Source organism: Pseudomonas sp. E1MeOHC2 (assembly GCF_058745025.1).
Genome location: NZ_CP196675.1, coordinates 4992165 through 5008883 on the forward strand (window position 1 = coordinate 4992165; position 16719 = coordinate 5008883).

Genomic DNA, 16719 nt, shown 5'->3' on the forward strand with positions numbered 1-16719 from the left:
TGCTCCTGGGCACGGGAAAATGAAGTCCCCCGGAAACTATGCCTCTGAAGCGGTAAAAGCAAGGCGGGCGCTACCCCTCAGACATGCCCGCTGCTGTTCACAATGCGCAGGCACAGCGCCTCGTACGGCTCCAGGCTCACCATCAGCCGCCCATCCTCGGTCAAGTCTCCCTCGACCGTCTCGTTGATCATGTCCACCACCGGTCCCGGTGTGAAGCCGGTCAAGTGCAGCTCCTCGGCGATCGCTTCCTGGCCAAAATTCAGCGCGCTGATCTGGATGCCGCGCCCCGCCGGCAGCTCATGCACCATCACCAGCAACCCAGGGCTACTGACCTCGGGCACCAGCACCTGGCGGCTGGTGGCGATGCCGTAGGCCTGGCGCACGGCCAACAGCTTCTTCACCTTGCTGGCAAACGAGTCGCTGTTTTCCAGCTGGCTGTCGAGGCTGCCATAGAGCGCCCGCGCCCGGGGCATGCCGCGTACTGACGCCTCGGCGTCGGGGGCGAGCCCGGCCAGGTCGTAGCCGCCACGGTGGATCCAACGGGTGTCGCCATCGAGCATCCGCTCTGCCACCGCCTCGGCAGGCAAGGGCAGGGCGCCGACCAGGTCCCAGCCAGACAGCGCCACCACGCCGGGCTGCATGGCGTTGTACATCACCAGCAGGAGGTGAATTTTCTGGATGCGCTCGATATCCGCTGTGTCGATCTGCTCAAGGTCGCGAATCCCGAGGGCTGCGGTGATCAGGCTGGCGGTGGTGCAACTGATGCCATTGGTGACGAACCGCAGGTTGTAGGGGGCATGTTCGCCAGACAGGCGTTCATAAATTTCTTCGCGAATGTGCTCGCGCAGGATGTTGCCGGGCAGGGTCTGGCCTTTGTACAGGTACATGTCGTGGGCATGCAGGGTCCAGAAATGCACCAGCTCGACGGTCAGCTCATCATGGTTCTGCAGGGCATGGATCAAGGAGGCCGGGTCGATGCCGAACGCGTGCATTTCCTTGAGCATCAGGCGCAGGAACTCGGTGTCGCCGGTCAGCAGCGCGTGCTGGTAGGCCGGGCGGGTGATGAAGTCGTAGGACAGATCGGCGCCACCCTTGGACATTTGGGCAATGTCGTCGATCGTAAGGTTGAGCTCCTGAAAGCTGAAGCCACCCGCCTTGCGAATCATGCCGCCCATCAGCTGGTTGCCGACGATCGACAGGGGGTGGCTTTCGGACCAGGCGGTGGCATTGAGGCAGGTTTCTACCCCGAGAAAACCGTTGGCGTCCAGGCGCAGGCCCCGTGCGCCAAGGCAGTCCAGCGCATGCAGGGCATCACCGATGATCATTTGTTGGGCGGCGAAGGTCGGGTCGAGCCAGTTGAGTGACGGCTGGCCTTCCTTGAAGTAGTGCAGGTACACCCACCGCCTTGTCTTGCCATCGACGCCGGTAATGGGCGGGGTGACGCTCCAGTCGGTCTCCTTGACCCCAGGCTCGAAGAAGATCACCCGCTGCAACTGGCCGACGATGTAATGGCGGGCCTTGAGTTCGTCGCACACCGCCGGCAGCAAGTTGACCGCATCGCGGCCTGCTGGCACCTCGGGCAGCAGCAGCCAGTCTTCTTCGCGCACTTCGACCATGTGGTAGAGCCCAGGGTAGGCGCCGTGGGCCAGCTCAGCCAGGCGAAAGTCAGCACCTTTGCCGGTGTGCGAGGGGATCAGGTCATCGATGGTCACGGCGTTGTGCGCAGCGGCCATGCGGCTCATCTGGATCAGCTCCTGTTCGCTGCCGTAGAGCGGGTCGATGTCGAAGCTGATGCGGTCGAAATTGCCGTCCACGCTGGGGGTGAATGCGTGCCCGCGCACCCCGCCGGACTGCTTGATGGGGCCGGTGTGCACGCCTTGTATGCCGATCTCCGACAAGCGCCGCCACAGCGCCTCGTGGGCCAGGGCGGCGAGCACCGAGCAATCATCGGGGGCAATGATGGCGTCGGGATAGACGGTGAGCCACACCGAGGCGATTTCGGTCGCGCGGCGGGGCTGGGCTTCGGCGTAGGGGTTTTGCCACAGGCGCGATTGCCCCGAATACAGGCGGGCCCGCTCCTGGGAGGCCTTGAGCATGGAACGGTCTTCGAGCCACTGGATGTATGACGGGTCTGGTTGGGTCATCTCGCGTCCTCTCTGCGTGTCGGCACCGGCCACAGTTATGACGGCGTTGCAGGCGGAACGTTCGCCTTGCCAGCGATTGGGCCGCACATCAGCCCCACGGCTCAACGCCGCGCCGACAGCTGCTGCGGTGCCAGAAACGCACTGTGGAAGTAGTTGCGCAACGCCTGCATGGCCGGGCTGAAGGCCCGTTCCCGATGCCAGGCCAGGCCCACGCTCATTGGCGTCACTGGGTCGCTGATGGTCACCGTCTCGATGCGCTTGCCTTCCAGCGACCAAGGCCTGTGCACCAGGTCGGAGAGGATCGCCACACCGCTGCCATTGGCAACCATGCTGCGCACGGCCTCTACCGAACTGGTCCGCACGCGTACGCTGGGCCGCTGCCCGGCCAGCTCCCAATAACGCATGGCGCTTTGCTCGGCCTCATCCACGGTCAGCAGAATGAACGGTTCGCTGGCCACATCGGCCAGGCTCACCGCAGAACGCTCGCACAGCGGATGATGGCCGGGCAGCCACAGTCGGCGCTCGGAGTTGAACAGCGTTTCCGAAACGATATCCGGGTGGGTGAGGTTGGCGGTGAGCACCACGGCCATGTCGAAGCGGCCCTCCAACAGGCCTTGCTCAATGGCGCTGCGCTCCTGCTCATGCACTTCCAGGGTTACGTCAGGGTGCCAGTGTTCGAGGCGTTGCAGGTGGTGCGGCAAGAAGTAGCCAATCACGGTATAGCTTGCAGCCAGGCGCAGCAGGCCGCTGGCGCGCCCGTCCGGCAGCGGGCTGTTCAGCGCGTCGTCGACACTGCGCAACACCACATAGGCGCGGTTGAGAAAATGCCGACCGGCCTCGGTCAGGCTCATGCCCTGGGCCGAGCGCTGGAACAGCAGCACGCCAAGCATCGCCTCCAGCTCCTTGATCGCCGTGGTCACCGCCGATTGGGAAATGTTCAGGTGGATTGCCGCCTGGGAGATCTGGCCGATCTCGGCGGTGGCAACGAAGTAGCGGACCTGGCGCAGGGTCAGAGACACGGTAGGCTCCTGGTGTATCTGATTTTCAGAAGACACCCTATCTGTTTATAGATCTACCCAAGGGGGTACAGAGAATCTAACGTGGCTTGCATGCAGTCACAAGCACCAGGAGATACGTTCATGCAGGTGGTGGATTTCAATTCGGACATGGGTGAGGGCTTCGGCCCGTGGACCATCGGTGATGGCGTCGACAACGAGCTGATGGCCTTTATTAGCTCGGCCAACATCGCCACCGGCTTCCATGCCGGCGATCCCGGCACCATGCGCCGCACCGTCGAGCGGGCCAAGGCACTAGGCGTAGCGGTCGGCGCACACCCAGGCTTTCGTGACCTGGTCGGTTTCGGCCGCCGACACATCAATGCGCCGGCCCAGGAACTGGTCGACGACATGCTCTACCAGCTGGGTGCACTGCGTGAAATCGCCCGTGCCCAAGGGGTGACGTTGCAGCACATCAAGCCCCACGGCGCGTTGTACATGCACCTGGCGCGCGACGAGGATGCTGCCCGGCTGCTGGTGCAGAACCTGCGCGTGATCGAACCGCAGTTGCTGTTGTATTGCATGCCGGGTTCGGTGATCTGCCGCATTGCCCAGGAACTCGGGCAGCCGGTGATCCGCGAGTTCTATGCCGACCGCGAGTACGATATGAGCGGCTCCATCGTGTTTACCCGCAACGTGCGCGGCCATGACCCCAAGGCCGTCGCCGAGCGCGTGCTGCGGGCTTGCCAGCAAGGCCTGGTGCGCACGGTCGAAGGGCAGGACCTGGCCATCGCGTTCGATTCCATCTGCCTGCACAGCGATACCCCGGGCGCGCTCGACTTGGTCGAGGCCACGCGCCAGGCGCTGGATCAGGCTGGTATCGAGGTACGCACGCCACGATGAGTGTTACCGGCACCCGGCGCAGCTAAGCCGGGGCCGCTGCATGGAGTTGTTTTCGCCTGCCTTTCTATAAAGATTCCAAGAAAAGGAACAGTCATGGCCGAGCCGGTTGCTTCTACCCCGATCCGCTACAGCTTCGGTGCCGACGAGCACCTGTTTGCCGAAGTCAGTGACAGCATGTCGCTGGAGGCCTTTTTCAAGGGCATGGCCGTCACCCGCGCGGTGGAGCGGCTCGGCCTGGATGGCGTACTCGATGTATGCCTGGCCAACGCGTCGTTCCAGATCCGCTTCGACCCTGACCGCATTGCCCCCGAGACGCTGCTCGAAGCAGTACGCGGCGCCGAGGCAGACGCGGTGGCCGAGCGCTCGCTGCACACCCGCATCATCGAAATCCCGGTGCTGTACAACGACCCCTGGACCCACGAAACCCTGATGCGCTTTCGTGATCGCCACCAGGACCCGAGCAGCACCGACCTTGAGTATGCGGCGCGGGTCAACGGCCTTGCCGATGTCGAGGCGTTCATCGCCGCCCACAGTGGCGCGCCCTGGTTCGTGTCGATGGTGGGTTTTGTCGCCGGCCTGCCGTTCATGTTCCAGATGGTCGAGCGCGAGCGGCAGTTGCAGGTGCCCAAATACCTGCGCCCGCGTACCGACACACCCAAGCTGACCCTTGGCCATGGCGGCTGCTTCGGTTGCATCTACTCGGTGCGTGGGGCTGGCGGCTACCAAATGTTCGGTGTCACCCCGGCGCCGATCTACGACCCCCAGCAGACCCTGGCCTACCTCACGGAGCACATGGTGTTCTTCCGCCCCGGAGACATCGTGCAGTTCAAGCCAATCGACCGCCGAGCCTATGACCAGGCCGTGGCGGATGTCGAAGACGGCTGCTTCAACCTGCGCATTCGTCCGGTGGCGTTTTCCCTGGATGCCTTCCTCGCCGACCCGGTCGGATACCCCAAGACGCTGCAGGAGGTGCTGGCATGATCAAGGTACTCAAACCCGGCCTGGCCACCTCGGTACAGGACCTGGGCCGCGAGGGTTACTACCACCTGGGCATCCCGCCGTCCGGGGCGCTCGACCAGTACGCGTTGAGCGCAGCCAACCACCTGGTCGGCAACCCGGCAGGCGCCGCAGGGCTTGAATGCGCGCTGGTGGGCCCGGAACTTGAGTTCCAGCACGATGCACTGGTGGCGGTATGCGGCGCGCAGATGCCGGCATTGCTCGACGGCCGTGAGCAGCGCCCCGACACCGCGTTCGCGGTCAGGGCAGGGCAGGTACTGCGTTTCGGCTTCCCAACGGCAGGCGCCCGGGCATACCTGGCCGTCGCCGGGGGTATCGACGTACCCGAGGTGCTTGGCAGCCGATCTACTTACGCATTGGGGGCCTTGGGTGGGCACCAGGGGCGCAAGTTGCTGGCGGGCGATGTGCTGCCGGTCGGTGTGCCCAGCGGCAAGACACGAGCCGGTGCGAGCCTGCCGATGGCCTTGCGACAGTCACTGGGTGGCGAGGTGGTATTGCGGGTGGTCCCAGGGTTGTATTTTCATCGCCTGACCGCTGCGGCGGCGCAAAGCTTCTTTACCGAGGCATGGACGGTCGGCTCCGAGGCGGACCGTATCGGCTACCGCTACAAAGGCGGCAGCGCATTGAGTTTCCAGCCGCGTGAGCAGCCGTTTGGCGCAGGCTCGGACCCGTCGAACATCGTCGACAGCTGTTACCCGATCGGTTCGATCCAGGTACCGGCAGGGCTGGAGCCGATCATTCTGCACCGCGATGCGGTGTCCGGAGGCGGGTACGCCATGATCGGCACGGTGATCAGTGCCGACCTGGACCTGATCGGGCAGATGCAGCCCAACCAACAGGCACGGTTTTTGGCGGTGAGCCTGGAGCAGGCGTTGGAGGCGCGGCGGTCGTACAAGAAGAAGCTGGGGTGGCTGGCTCGGCTGTTTGCTTGAGCTTCCAGGCCGAAAAGACTACATGGCCATTATCGGTCAGAGGGCCCAAGTGTTCTCTGGCCGTTCTCGTTGATCCGCTTACCGCGCTGTGCGGCCACTTCCACCGCCTGCCCATCCCGCTGTTTACCCTGCCGTGCCAAGCCTTCAAGCTGCGGTATCAGCATCCCCTCCGGCAAATGCCGCCAGAACCGCCCTGGCATGTGCAGGCGCAGCGCGTCCGGGTTGAGGCGGGCGGGGTTGAAGGTGTGGCGATAGTAGGTGCGCCACAGTTCGGCGCCGGGGTCGTCTGCGTTACGTGCCCATTGCCGCCAGTCCTCGGGGCAGTGGCGCCGATAGTCGAAGGCCTGGCCGTCGAAGCGGATGCCATCATTGGGGGTGGCGATCAACCAGCGTTGGCGGCCCAGGCGGTCGGCGAAATGCGCACTGGCACTGTGCAGGATGTCGTGCGCGGGTTCGTGATAGGCGACCAGGTCCAACTGCAGTCGTTCGGCCAACGTTTCGGGTAATGGCACGAAGCGCACGAAGGCATGCAGATGATGCGCTTCACGGCTGACCTGTTTGATGCGCCGGTGCAATTCGCTGCCCAGACGATCGCCGGCAAGCATGGCGGTGCGGTCCCCATGGGCCACACGCCAAAGCACTTCGTAGAGCAGGTTCCAGCGTTGCTCGCCGCGATAGCGAGCGGCCTGTTCCAGATGGTTCAGTAACGCCGCCGGCACTTTGCCGCGAAATGGGCCGGGGCCCTCGGGCAGCGGTGCCGGCACGGCCAGCAGATCAGCGATCGGGCCTTGCGACCATGTCACCTCGGCCGGGTCGATGCCATGGCCGAGCAGCACGCGGGCTTGGTCACGCCAGGTCGTGAAGCAATCATCGCAATCGAGTGCGATCATCCCCACAACCCCATTTACACCGGCGCCTGCGGTTCGCGTAGGCGTTCGCGCAGCAGGCCGGTGCGCAGCTCGGCCTGGGCCGGGCGGTAATCACTGGTGACGATGAACGGGCGGGCCTTGTCCAGCACGCAGCGTAGCTGGATCAGGTCGTCGTAGCGGATGCGCCGTTCCCGCCGCAGCGCCACCAGGCGCTGCACGCTGCGCAGGCCGATGCCTGGGATACGTGCCAGCAAGGCCGGTTCAGCGCGGTTCACATCCAGCGGGAAGACTTCACGATTGGCCAGTGCCCACGCAAGCTTAGGGTCGATGTCCAGTGCCAGGTTACCGCTGTGGCCCAGCAGTTCGCCGGCCTTGTAGCCATAGCCACGCAACAGGAAGTCCGCCTGGTACAGGCGGTGTTCGCGTAGCAGCGGTGGCGCCGCTAGGGGCACGCTGCCTGGGCTGTCGGGGATCGGGCTGAAGGCCGAGTAGTACACGCGCTTGAGACCGTAGCCTTGGTACAACGACTCGGCATTGCGCAGCAGGGTGCTGTCGTCGGTGGCGTCAGCGCCGACGATGACCTGGGTGCTTTGCCCGGCCGGGGTAAAGCGCGGCGCCTTGGGTTCGTTGGCCACGGCCTGCTGGCCATGGTGGATGACCGCCATGGCCTGACGGATGGTGTGCGCGTGTTTCTCAGGTGCCAGGCGCTTGAGGCTGGCATCAGTCGGCAGCTCGATGTTGACGCTCAGGCGGTCGGCCAGGCGCCCGGCTTCCTCGATCAGCAGCGGGTCGGCATCCGGTATGGTCTTGAGGTGGATGTAGCCGCGGAAGTTGTGCTCGTCGCGCAGCAGCCGTGCCACACGGATCAGTTGTTCCATGGTGTAGTCGGCCGAGCGGATGATGCCAGAACTGAGAAACAGGCCGCTGATGCAGTTGCGCCGGTAGAAGTCGAGGGTCAGGCGCACGACTTCCTCTGGGGTAAAGCGCGCCCGTGGCACGTTGCTGGAGCGGCGGTTGACGCAGTACTGGCAATCGTAAAGGCAGAAGTTGGTCAGCAACACCTTGAGCAGCGACACACAGCGCCCGTCGGGGGTGTAGCTGTGGCAGATCCCCATGCCGTCGGTGGCGCCCAGGCCGTCGCCGCCCCGCGAGCTGCGCTTGGGGGCGCCGCTGCTGGCACAGGAAGCATCGTACTTGGCTGCGTCGGCAAGAATGCCGAGTTTGGCGATGAGCTGCATGGAGACTGACTCGGAATACTGAATATTCATACAGTATTTTGAGAGTGCCTTGATTGCAAGCCCCATCGATGGGTGACTGGGGAATCAGTATCCCAGTAAATCCCTCAGCTAAGCTTGTGCTGGGCTTTACGGACAGTAACGAGGCGCGCGGGAGAGGACATGAAAATCACGATCGATGCGAAGCGAGTGCTGGCGGGGCTGGCGCTGGCTATGGGCATGCTCAATGCCCAGGCGGCTGAAACCAAAAAGGTCGATGTACTGCTGGTGGGCGGTGGCATCATGAGTTCGACCCTGGCCGTCTGGCTCAACGAATTGGAGCCAGGCTGGTCGATGGAGATGGTTGAACGCCTGGACAAGGTCGCCGAAGAAAGCTCCAACGGCTGGAACAACGCCGGTACCGGCCATTCGGCGTTGGCAGAGTTGAACTACACGCCAGAGAAAGATGGCAAGATCGACATCAGCAAGGCAGTGGAGATCAACGAGTCGTTCCAGGTTACCCGTCAATTTCTCGCCTGGCAGGTCAAGCAGGGGGTATTGAAGAACCCCCATTCGTTTATCAACACCACGCCGCACATGAGCTTTGTCTGGGGCGACGACAACATCCGCTTCCTGAAAAAGCGCTATGAGGCGTTGCAAGCCAGCCCGCTGTTCAAGCCCATGCAGTATTCCGAAGACCACGAACAGATCCGCAAATGGGTGCCGCTGATGATGGAAGGGCGCGACCCCAACCAGAAACTGGCCGTGACCTGGACGCCAATCGGCACCGACGTCAACTTTGGTGAGATCACCCGGCAGTACGTGGGCTACCTGCAGACCCGGCCGAACTTCGACCTCAAGCTGTCGACCGAGGTCCAGGACATCACCCGCAACGACGACGGCTCCTGGCATGTCGAGTACAAGAACTTGAAGGATGGCAGCCAGGCTGCCACTGATGCCAAGTTCCTGTTCATCGGTGCCGGTGGCGCGGCGCTGCCCCTGTTGCAGAAGTCCGGCATCGATGAAGCCAAAGACTATGCCGGCTTCCCGGTCGGAGGGTCGTTCCTGGTAACCGATAACCCGGCCATTGCCCAGCGCCATATGGCCAAGGCCTACGGTATTGCTGCGACCGGCGCACCGCCGATGTCGGTACCCCACCTGGATACCCGTGTCCTGGATGGCAAACGCATGATCCTGTTCGGGCCGTTCGCAACCTTCTCGACCAAGTTCCTCAAGCAGGGCTCCTTGCTCGACCTGTTCGCCAGCGCCAGTGTTCACAACGCCTGGCCGATGGTCAGGGTAGGGGTACGCGAGTTCGATCTGGTGCAGTACCTGGTCGGTCAGGTTTTGCAGTCGGACGATGACCGCTTCGAAGCGTTGCGCACCTACTTCCCCGAGGCCAAGAAAGAAGACTGGCGGCTGTGGCAAGCCGGCCAGCGGGTGCAGATCATCAAGAAGGACGAGGCCCAGGGCGGTGTGCTCAAACTGGGTACCGAAGTGGTCACGTCCAAGGACGGCAGCATCGCGGGGCTGCTTGGGGCTTCACCGGGTGCTTCGACCGCGCCTCCGATCATGCTGGATGTGTTGAACAAGGTGTTCAAGGACAAAGTGGCGTCGGCGGCCTGGCAGGCGAAGATCAAGCAAATCGTGCCGTCTTATGGCATTCGCCTGAACGAGCATCCGGACAGGGTGCAGCAGGAGTGGACGTATACCAATGAAGTGCTGCAGCTGAATCCGCCGTCGGGTGGTGAAACCCAGGCAGTGACGCCTTGATTCAAGCGCTCGGGACCGTTGCTGTCGCAGGCGTATGCGGCCGCTTTTACAGGGCTGCGTACGACCTTAAATAAGCTCGGCAGACCTTGGCGAAAAGGCGCTGGAGCGTGGATCAGGTAGGCGAGTACTTGCGACGCTTTCCTGAAGTGCCCGCGTAGACAGACCCCTCGACCTTGGCGAACGCTTCGATTGCCTCTTCAGTCAGGAAGCTGTCGTATTGCGCCGACTCACGCAGACGTGCGAGCTTTGCGTCAGCAATTGCCCTGAAATGAGCTATAGATTCGCTGAAGTCGCTGCTTTTAGTCGACATCACGGATTTCCTCATGGTTGAGCGCAGCATAGTCACCACGCAGGTCGTAGGCAAGCCCGATACCTTTTACCTGCCGGAAACCCTCCTTTTGGTAGGCAACACGAGCTTCAGGAAGTGGGTCTTTCACCACAACCCATTTCAACCCAAGTAGAAGGGCGTAGAAACGGACGCCGCTCATGCACAAGGGCGCTATGTATCCTCTTGTTGCCAGGCGATCGTCCGGGTTTCGCTGAAGGTAGAGCACCATGATCTTTTCCTTGCTACCTAGTGGCGAGGCCCAGCAAAGGCCCGCGAGGGAATTGTCATGCCATATGGCAATGTCCAGCGCGTGTGCATGAGCACGCCGGCGTTTCCATTGCAGAACACGACTCCAGCCAAAGTCGTGAGGATTGGGATGCCAACACTCATGGGCTTCAATTGCTCTATCATCTATTTCCTCGACTGTTAACCGTTTATTCAGCTTGATGTTCTTGTGATTGTTTTCAAGGCCTATCTGCCCACGAGCGGCTTGTTTGAAACCAATGAGGGCGGCCTGTTTTTCATCGTCCATGTGCAATCGCTTCACCACACGTTATCAAGCATTTGATGCTATTGCTGAAGCTCATCAGAAGGGGCCGAGAACCTGTTTTGGGTTCTCGACGATTGACGTAGTCCAAATCCTTCTCTGCCGAAATAGGGTCATCTAAACTTACAAACAGCCCGTCGCGTTGGTGGCGCGGCGCGCTTTCCATTCCAACGACCACCGCCCCCTCGGACCCGGACTTCCCCCGTCGACGGTGGCCTTCTTGCAGAGGAGGGCAGGTCATGGACGAGGCAAGGCTTCACGAATTCATGGGCAAACTGGTGGGTGACATGGGCGCTGCAGCGACCCTGGCCAATGTCATCCTGGGCGACGAACTCGGGTTGTACCGGGCGATGGCTGACAGCCAGCCGACGACCGCCGAGGCGCTCGCGACAAAGACCGGCTGCCACCCACGGCTGGTACGGGAATGGCTCAATGCCCAAGCAGCGTCAGGCTACATGGTCCACGACAAGGGTAGTTTCGTGCTGCCCGAAGAGCAGGCCATGGCCCTGGCGCTGGAAGATTCTCCGGCCTACATGGCCGGTGGCGCAGCGGTGGTGGCGGCGCTGTTTCACGACAAGGACAAGCTGGTCGCAGCCATGCGTGGCGACGGTGGGCTGGCCTGGGGGGACCATCATCCATGCATGTTCAGCGGCACCGAACGGTTCTTCCGGCCGGGTTATCGAACGTTTTTGGTGCCTGAGTGGCTGCCGGCGTTGGATGGCGTGGTGGCCAAGCTGCAAGCCGGTGCCAAGGTGGCCGATGTGGGCTGTGGCCATGGCGCCTCGACGTTGGTCATGGCACAGGCCTTTGAGGCCTCGACCTTCTTCGGCTACGACTATCACGGGCCATCCATCGCGACTGCCAACCAGCGTGCTGATGAGGCGGGCTTGGGTGCCAGGGTGAGTTTCCAGCAGGCTACCGCCAAGGACTATCCGGGCCACGACCATGACCTGGTGTGTTTCTTCGATTGCTTGCACGACATGGGCGACCCGGTGGGTGCTGCACGGCATGCTTACCGCGCCCTGAAGAGCGACGGGACGGTAATGCTGGTGGAACCGTTTGCCGAGGACTCGCTGGAGGGCAACCTGACGCCGGTCGGGCGCTTGTTCTACGCGGCGTCGACGTTTATCTGCACGCCAAACTCACTGTCTCAGGAGGTGGGGCTGGGGCTCGGCGCCCAAGCCGGGGAAGCGCGCTTGCGGGCAGTGTTCGAGGAGGCGGGGTTCACGCGGTTTCGGCGTGCCACGCAAACGCCGTTCAACCTGATACTGGAAGCACGTAAATAGCGGCCGCCCTTGCCGCAACCTGAGCCGTTGGGCTTTTACGCATTGTAATGCCGCGCCCTGATCGTCAGAATCGCGCCCGGTTGTCGAGAAGGGGCTTACGTTGAACGAACAGACACTTTCCATGCGCCTGGAGCGCGTGGCGGCGCATGTGCCACAGGGCGCGCGCCTGGCCGATATCGGCTCGGACCACGGTTATCTGCCGGTGGCATTGATGCTGCGTGGCGCCATCGAAGCCGGTGTGGCCGGCGAGGTGGCGCACACGCCCTTTGCCTCGGCCCAGCGCAACGTGCGCCGCAACGGCCTGGAGGCACATATCACCATTCGCCTGGCCGATGGGCTGGAAGCGATCGAAATGGGCGACCGGATTTCGGTCGTCAGCCTCTGCGGCATGGGCGGCGACACCATGTGCGAGATTCTCGAACGTGGCAAGCATCGCTTGAGCGGCAGTGAGCGCCTGATCCTGCAACCCAACGGCGGCGAGTGCGCGCTGCGCGGCTGGCTGATGGACAATGGCTATCGGATCGTCAGCGAAGAATTGTTGCGGGAGAACCGTTTCGACTACGAAATCATCGTCGCCGAACCCAGTGAGGCAGTGGCCTATACCGCCGAAGAGCTGTACTTCGGCCCGCTTTTGATGCGCGACAAAGTGCCGGCGTTCGTGACCAAATGGCAGCGCATGCTGCGCCAGAAGCAGCAGACCTTGGCCAACTTCGAGCGCGCCCGGGATGCGATCCCCGAGGAAAAGCGCCGCGATTTCGACCGGCAGATTACCTGGATCACCCAGGTACTGGCCTGACTCATTGCTGCGAGCAGTTACCCATCTCCCGGTAGTTGACCTCTCGGGTACGGCCCTGATGGTCGACATACACCATGTGTGCGGTGCCTACCTGGCAATCGGCTGCGTTGCTGGCAGGGGTGATGGAGATGACTTTGGCGACATCCAGCGGCATGCCGTACTCGTAGTTACCACTGCTGGCGACCGGCTGGTTTGTGCCCGCGTCGGCAACGGCGCCGAACGAGGCGAGGGTAGCGGCAACGGCAAGGACAGCGATCGAACGTTTCATGGCAGGCGCCTTCTTCAATGTTTTACCAATGATGTATTCATTGGTGATCCACAATAAATGGGCTAAGCCGTGATAGATTCCTGCCTGGAACGTAAGAATAAGACCGATCAAGGAGCACACCCTTCATGGACATGCTGCATGCCATGCGTACCTTCGCCCGTGTGGTGGAGTGCGGCAGCTTCGCTGCGGCCGCCAATGCCTTGGACATTTCTGCGGCGCAGGTGTCGCGCATCGTTGCCGAGCTTGAGAACCAGCTACAGACCCGCCTGCTGCACCGCACCACGCGCCGCTTGCGCATGAGCGAGGCGGGCGAACGCTTTCTTGAGCGCGCGCGACAAATCATGCTGCTGACCGAAGAAGCCGTAGGCGAAGCGCGAGGCGCGCACCTCACGCCCCGTGGCCGCTTGCGCCTGCATTGCCCGCATGGCCTGGGCCTGCTGCTGATGCCGCTGGTGGCTGGCTACAACGCGCTGTGCCCGGACGTGGTGGTCGAGTTGACCCTGTCCCAGCGCAACCCCGACCCCTTGGCCGAAGGGCATGACGTGGTGATCACCGTGGACGGGGCTTTGCCGGATTCGCAATTGATCGCCGTGCCGTTGGGCAACATCTTCAGCATCCCCTGTGCGGCGCCTAGTTACCTGGAGACCTTTGGTGTCCCCGAGCGGCCGGAAGACCTGCATGAACATCGTTGCCTGCGCATGGCGTATCCGATGTATGAGGGGGACTGGGTATTCCCCCAAGGTGTCGATCATTGCGTGATCGCACCGCGCGACAGCTTCCTCACCAATGTGGCCGACGCCATGCTGGTGGCCAGCGAGCTGGGCATGGGCATTGGCCTGCTGCCGTTCTACACCGCCAGCCAGGCGATCGAGCAGGGGCGTCTGCGCCGGCTGTTGGCCCCGTATCGCTTGCGCGAGTGCGCGCTGTATGCGATCTATCCGTCACGGCACTACCTGGATGCCAAAGTGCGAACCTGGATCGACTACCTCAAGGAACAACTGCCCGCGCTGTTCGAGGGGCATGCGCGGACAGTGGATGATGCGCGTTATTGGCGTTGAGGTGTGTTTCTAAAGCCGGCTTAAACCTGTGGGAGCGGGCTTGCCCGGCGAACACCGGCGAAGCCGGTGCCATACACCGCGCGCGCCCTTCGCGGGGCCGTGTTACCCAGCAACTACAGCGGATAGTGCTTGAGCTCCCGCGCAATCAACATCCGCTGGATCTCGCTCGAACCCTCATAGATCTGCGTGATCCGTGCGTCGCGGTAGTGGCGTTCCACCGGGTAATCCTCCAGGTAGCCATAGCCACCATGCACCTGGATGGCCATGGAACACACCCGCTCGGCCATTTCCGAAGCGAACAGCTTGGCCTGGGACGCCTCCGACAGGCACGGCTTGCCAGCACTGCGCAAGCGCGCCGCATGCAGGATCAGCAGGCGTGCGGCATTGACCTGGACCTGCATGTCGGCCAGCAGGTTGGCAATGCTCTGGTGTTCGTTGATCGGCTTGCCGAACTGCACCCGGTCGCGGGAGTAGGCCAGCGCGGCTTCGAACGCGGCGCGCGCGATGCCCAACGCTTGCGCGGCAATGCCGATACGCCCGCCTTCGAGGTTGGACAGGGCGATGGCCAGCCCCTTGCCGCGTTCACCGAGTAGGTTGGCGGCAGGGATGCGGCAGTTGTCGAGGGTCACCGCGCAGGTGTCGGAAGCCTTGATACCCATCTTGTGCTCACTGCGATCAACCTTGAACCCTGGGTTGTCGGTAGGTACCAGGAAGGCCGACAGGCCTTTCTTGCCCAATTCCGGGTCGGTCACCGCAAAGACGATCGCCAGGCCCGCCCGACGGGCGTTGCTGACAAATTGCTTGGCGCCATTGATCACCCATTCGCCATCCACCAGCTCGGCACGGGTGCGCAGGTTGTGCGCCTCAGAGCCGGCTTGCGGCTCGGTCAGGCAGAAGCAGCCAATCACCTCGCCCGTGGCCAGGCGCGGCAACCAGGCCTGCTGTTGTTCGGCAGTGCCATAGGCCAGCAACGGGCCGCAGCCGACCGAGTTGTGGATGCTCATCATCGCCCCGGTGGCGCCGCAGCCAGCAGCGATTTCTTCCACCGCCAGGGCATAGGCGACGTAATCGGTGTAGCTGCCGCCAAAGTCTTCCGGCACCACCATGCCGAGCAGGCCCAGCTCGCCCATCTTGCGTACCACGCCATCATCGATCCAGCCGGCCTTTTCCCAGGCCTGGGCATGGGGCGCGATTTCGCCACGGGAAAAATCCCGGGCCATGTCGCGGATCATGATCTGCTCTTCGCTCAGTTCGAGGTCTTGCATCTGTGTACTCCCGGGCTCACAGGCCTTCGAAGAATTGGTCGACCCGCTGACGCTCGAGCCCGGCCAGGGTCGGCGGGTTCCAGCGAGGCTGTTTGTCCTTGTCGATGATCAGGGCGCGTACACCCTCGATGATGTCGCCGTGCTGGAACCACTGGCGGTCCAGGTGCAGTTCCATGGCAAAGCACGCCTCAAGCGCCAGGTGGCGGCCGCGGCGCAGCATCTCCAGGGTAACCGCCATGGCCAGTGGCGAGCGGCTTTCCAGCTGGTCGGCGGTGGCCAGGGCCCATTGGTGGCTGTCGCCGAGGCTTACGGCGCGCAGTTGCTCGATGATCGCCGGCAGGTCGGGGAGGGCGAAGAAATGGTCAATGACCGGGCGCAGCTTCTGCAGTGGCGCGTCGTCCAGCACCTGGGTGCCCAACGTGGCCAGCAGGCTTTGCAGGTCCTTGAGCGGGTTGTCGCCGAAGGCTAGTTGATCCAGGCCCTGGTCAAGGGCGGGCAATGTGTCGCTGCTCACGTACCAGTCGGCCAGCCCGCAGTAGAGGGCATCGGCAGCCTGCACCTGGTGGCCGGTAACGCCGAGGTAGATGCCCAGTTCACCTGGGATGCGTGGGAGGAAATAGCTGCCGCCCACGTCCGGGAAATAGCCGATACCGACCTCCGGCATACCCAGCCGGCTGCGCTCGGTGACCACACGCAGGTCACAGCCCTGGGCCAGGCCCATGCCACCGCCGAGGGTGAAACCGTCCATCAGCACCAGTACCGGTTTACGGTAGTGATGGATGCACAGGTCGAGCGCGTATTCCTCGACGAAGAAGTCTTCGTGCAGGTGGTCACCGTTTTTATAGCTGTCATGCAGCGAGCGGATATCGCCACCGGCGCAGAACCCTTTAGGCCCTTCGCCACGTAATACCACCGCGTGCACGTGAGGGTCTTCGGCCCACTGGTCGAAATGCTGGCGCAGGCTGCGCACCATGTCCAGGGTGAGGGCATTGAGGCCGGCGGGGCGGTTGAGGGTGAGGTGGCCAATCTGGTTACGGACCTCGGCCAAGACATGATCCGTTGCCGAAGTGTGAGCGTGCGCGGTCATCGCGTTCTCCCTGCTTTGTTATTGATTTTACAAGTGAAGTCTGGAGTTCGCTGGAGGATCGCTGGATCCTGGCATGCGAATTTGTCGTGCACAATCGGTAAATCTGCAGGGGTGTTCTGCATTTTTGCCTTGTGCATAGGCTGAGCCTTGCAGCGCCTATGAGATCGAGCGCCACTAATATCACGCCCTACAGCGCCAAGCCCACTCCCGCAATTCATTAACCTGAGCGTAACGATC

16 protein-coding genes are annotated in these 16719 nt (G+C 62.7%); 7 read left to right on the forward strand and 9 right to left on the reverse strand.

The genetic code is table 11. The features are described 5' to 3' along the window. Positions 1 to 77: 77 nt before the first annotated feature. The gene (gene treS / locus ACSSU5_RS22625) at positions 78 to 2144 is read right to left on the reverse strand and encodes a maltose alpha-D-glucosyltransferase (RefSeq protein ID WP_492559860.1); all 2067 of its coding nucleotides are present in this window, start codon (positions 2142 to 2144) and stop codon (positions 78 to 80) included. A gap of 101 nt (positions 2145 to 2245) precedes the next feature. Further along, positions 2246 to 3163 carry a LysR family transcriptional regulator gene (locus tag ACSSU5_RS22630; protein WP_264313513.1) on the reverse strand — a complete coding sequence of 306 codons (918 nt, stop codon included), beginning with the start codon at positions 3161 to 3163 and terminating at the stop codon, positions 2246 to 2248. Positions 3164 to 3283: 120 nt separating this feature from the next. Between ACSSU5_RS22630 and ACSSU5_RS22635 the strand changes: the two genes are divergently transcribed. From ACSSU5_RS22635 to ACSSU5_RS22645, 3 genes are all read left to right on the forward strand, one after another. After that, entirely contained in the window at positions 3284 to 4042 is a 759-nt protein-coding gene (locus tag ACSSU5_RS22635) for a 5-oxoprolinase subunit PxpA (RefSeq protein WP_492561350.1), read from the forward strand. A 93-nt stretch (positions 4043 to 4135) separates the two neighbouring features. Beyond that, positions 4136 to 5023, forward strand: a complete 888-nt coding sequence (locus ACSSU5_RS22640; RefSeq protein ID WP_492559861.1) for a 5-oxoprolinase subunit B family protein — start codon at positions 4136 to 4138, stop codon at positions 5021 to 5023. Next, complete coding sequence (locus tag ACSSU5_RS22645; RefSeq protein ID WP_264313511.1) at positions 5020 to 5991, forward strand: 5-oxoprolinase subunit C family protein; 972 nt, start codon at positions 5020 to 5022, stop codon at positions 5989 to 5991. Before ACSSU5_RS22640 ends, ACSSU5_RS22645 begins: the two co-directional genes overlap by 4 nt. 29 nt (positions 5992 to 6020) lie before the next feature. Here ACSSU5_RS22645 and ACSSU5_RS22650 read toward each other — a convergent pair whose 3' ends face one another. Both ACSSU5_RS22650 and ACSSU5_RS22655 read right to left on the reverse strand, forming a co-directional pair. Beyond that, positions 6021 to 6887 carry a TIGR03915 family putative DNA repair protein gene (locus tag ACSSU5_RS22650; RefSeq protein WP_492559862.1) on the reverse strand — a complete coding sequence of 289 codons (867 nt, stop codon included), beginning with the start codon at positions 6885 to 6887 and terminating at the stop codon, positions 6021 to 6023. Between the two features lie 8 nt (positions 6888 to 6895). Further along, positions 6896 to 8098 (reverse strand): putative DNA modification/repair radical SAM protein, encoded by a 1203-nt coding sequence (locus tag ACSSU5_RS22655; protein WP_492559863.1) that lies wholly within the window; start codon positions 8096 to 8098, stop codon positions 6896 to 6898. Positions 8099 to 8257: 159 nt separating this feature from the next. Between ACSSU5_RS22655 and mqo the strand changes: the two genes are divergently transcribed. Beyond that, a complete protein-coding gene (gene mqo, locus ACSSU5_RS22660; protein ID WP_264313506.1) occupies positions 8258 to 9847 on the forward strand; it encodes a malate dehydrogenase (quinone) in 1590 nt (529 codons plus the stop codon). A gap of 112 nt (positions 9848 to 9959) precedes the next feature. Here mqo and ACSSU5_RS22665 read toward each other — a convergent pair whose 3' ends face one another. Both ACSSU5_RS22665 and ACSSU5_RS22670 read right to left on the reverse strand, forming a co-directional pair. Then, positions 9960 to 10157 carry a hypothetical protein gene (locus tag ACSSU5_RS22665; RefSeq protein ID WP_492559864.1) on the reverse strand — a complete coding sequence of 66 codons (198 nt, stop codon included), beginning with the start codon at positions 10155 to 10157 and terminating at the stop codon, positions 9960 to 9962. After that, positions 10147 to 10707 (reverse strand): hypothetical protein, encoded by a 561-nt coding sequence (locus tag ACSSU5_RS22670; RefSeq protein ID WP_264313504.1) that lies wholly within the window; start codon positions 10705 to 10707, stop codon positions 10147 to 10149. The genes ACSSU5_RS22665 and ACSSU5_RS22670 overlap by 11 nt, the downstream gene beginning before the upstream one ends. Before the next feature lie 254 nt (positions 10708 to 10961). On the opposite strand from ACSSU5_RS22670, the gene ACSSU5_RS22675 reads away from it, so the two are divergent. Both ACSSU5_RS22675 and ACSSU5_RS22680 read left to right on the forward strand, forming a co-directional pair. Continuing rightward, complete coding sequence (locus ACSSU5_RS22675) at positions 10962 to 12008, forward strand: class I SAM-dependent methyltransferase (protein WP_264313503.1); 1047 nt, start codon at positions 10962 to 10964, stop codon at positions 12006 to 12008. Between the two features lie 100 nt (positions 12009 to 12108). Beyond that, positions 12109 to 12804 (forward strand): tRNA (adenine(22)-N(1))-methyltransferase, encoded by a 696-nt coding sequence (locus ACSSU5_RS22680; RefSeq protein ID WP_264313502.1) that lies wholly within the window; start codon positions 12109 to 12111, stop codon positions 12802 to 12804. A 1-nt stretch (position 12805) separates the two neighbouring features. Here the strand turns inward: ACSSU5_RS22680 and ACSSU5_RS22685 are convergent, their stop codons facing one another. Continuing rightward, a complete protein-coding gene (locus tag ACSSU5_RS22685; protein ID WP_264313501.1) occupies positions 12806 to 13072 on the reverse strand; it encodes a DUF2790 domain-containing protein in 267 nt (88 codons plus the stop codon). Between the two features lie 125 nt (positions 13073 to 13197). On the opposite strand from ACSSU5_RS22685, the gene ACSSU5_RS22690 reads away from it, so the two are divergent. Further along, on the forward strand, positions 13198 to 14130 hold the full coding sequence (locus ACSSU5_RS22690) for a LysR family transcriptional regulator (protein ID WP_264313500.1): 933 nt from the start codon (positions 13198 to 13200) through the stop codon (positions 14128 to 14130). Positions 14131 to 14243: 113 nt separating this feature from the next. Here the strand turns inward: ACSSU5_RS22690 and ACSSU5_RS22695 are convergent, their stop codons facing one another. Continuing rightward, positions 14244 to 15395: an acyl-CoA dehydrogenase family protein gene (locus tag ACSSU5_RS22695; protein ID WP_264313499.1), complete on the reverse strand. Its 1152-nt coding sequence runs from the start codon at positions 15393 to 15395 to the stop codon at positions 14244 to 14246. Between the two features lie 16 nt (positions 15396 to 15411). Continuing rightward, positions 15412 to 16482, reverse strand: a complete 1071-nt coding sequence (locus tag ACSSU5_RS22700; protein ID WP_264313498.1) for an enoyl-CoA hydratase/isomerase family protein — start codon at positions 16480 to 16482, stop codon at positions 15412 to 15414. Positions 16483 to 16719 lie beyond the last annotated feature (237 nt).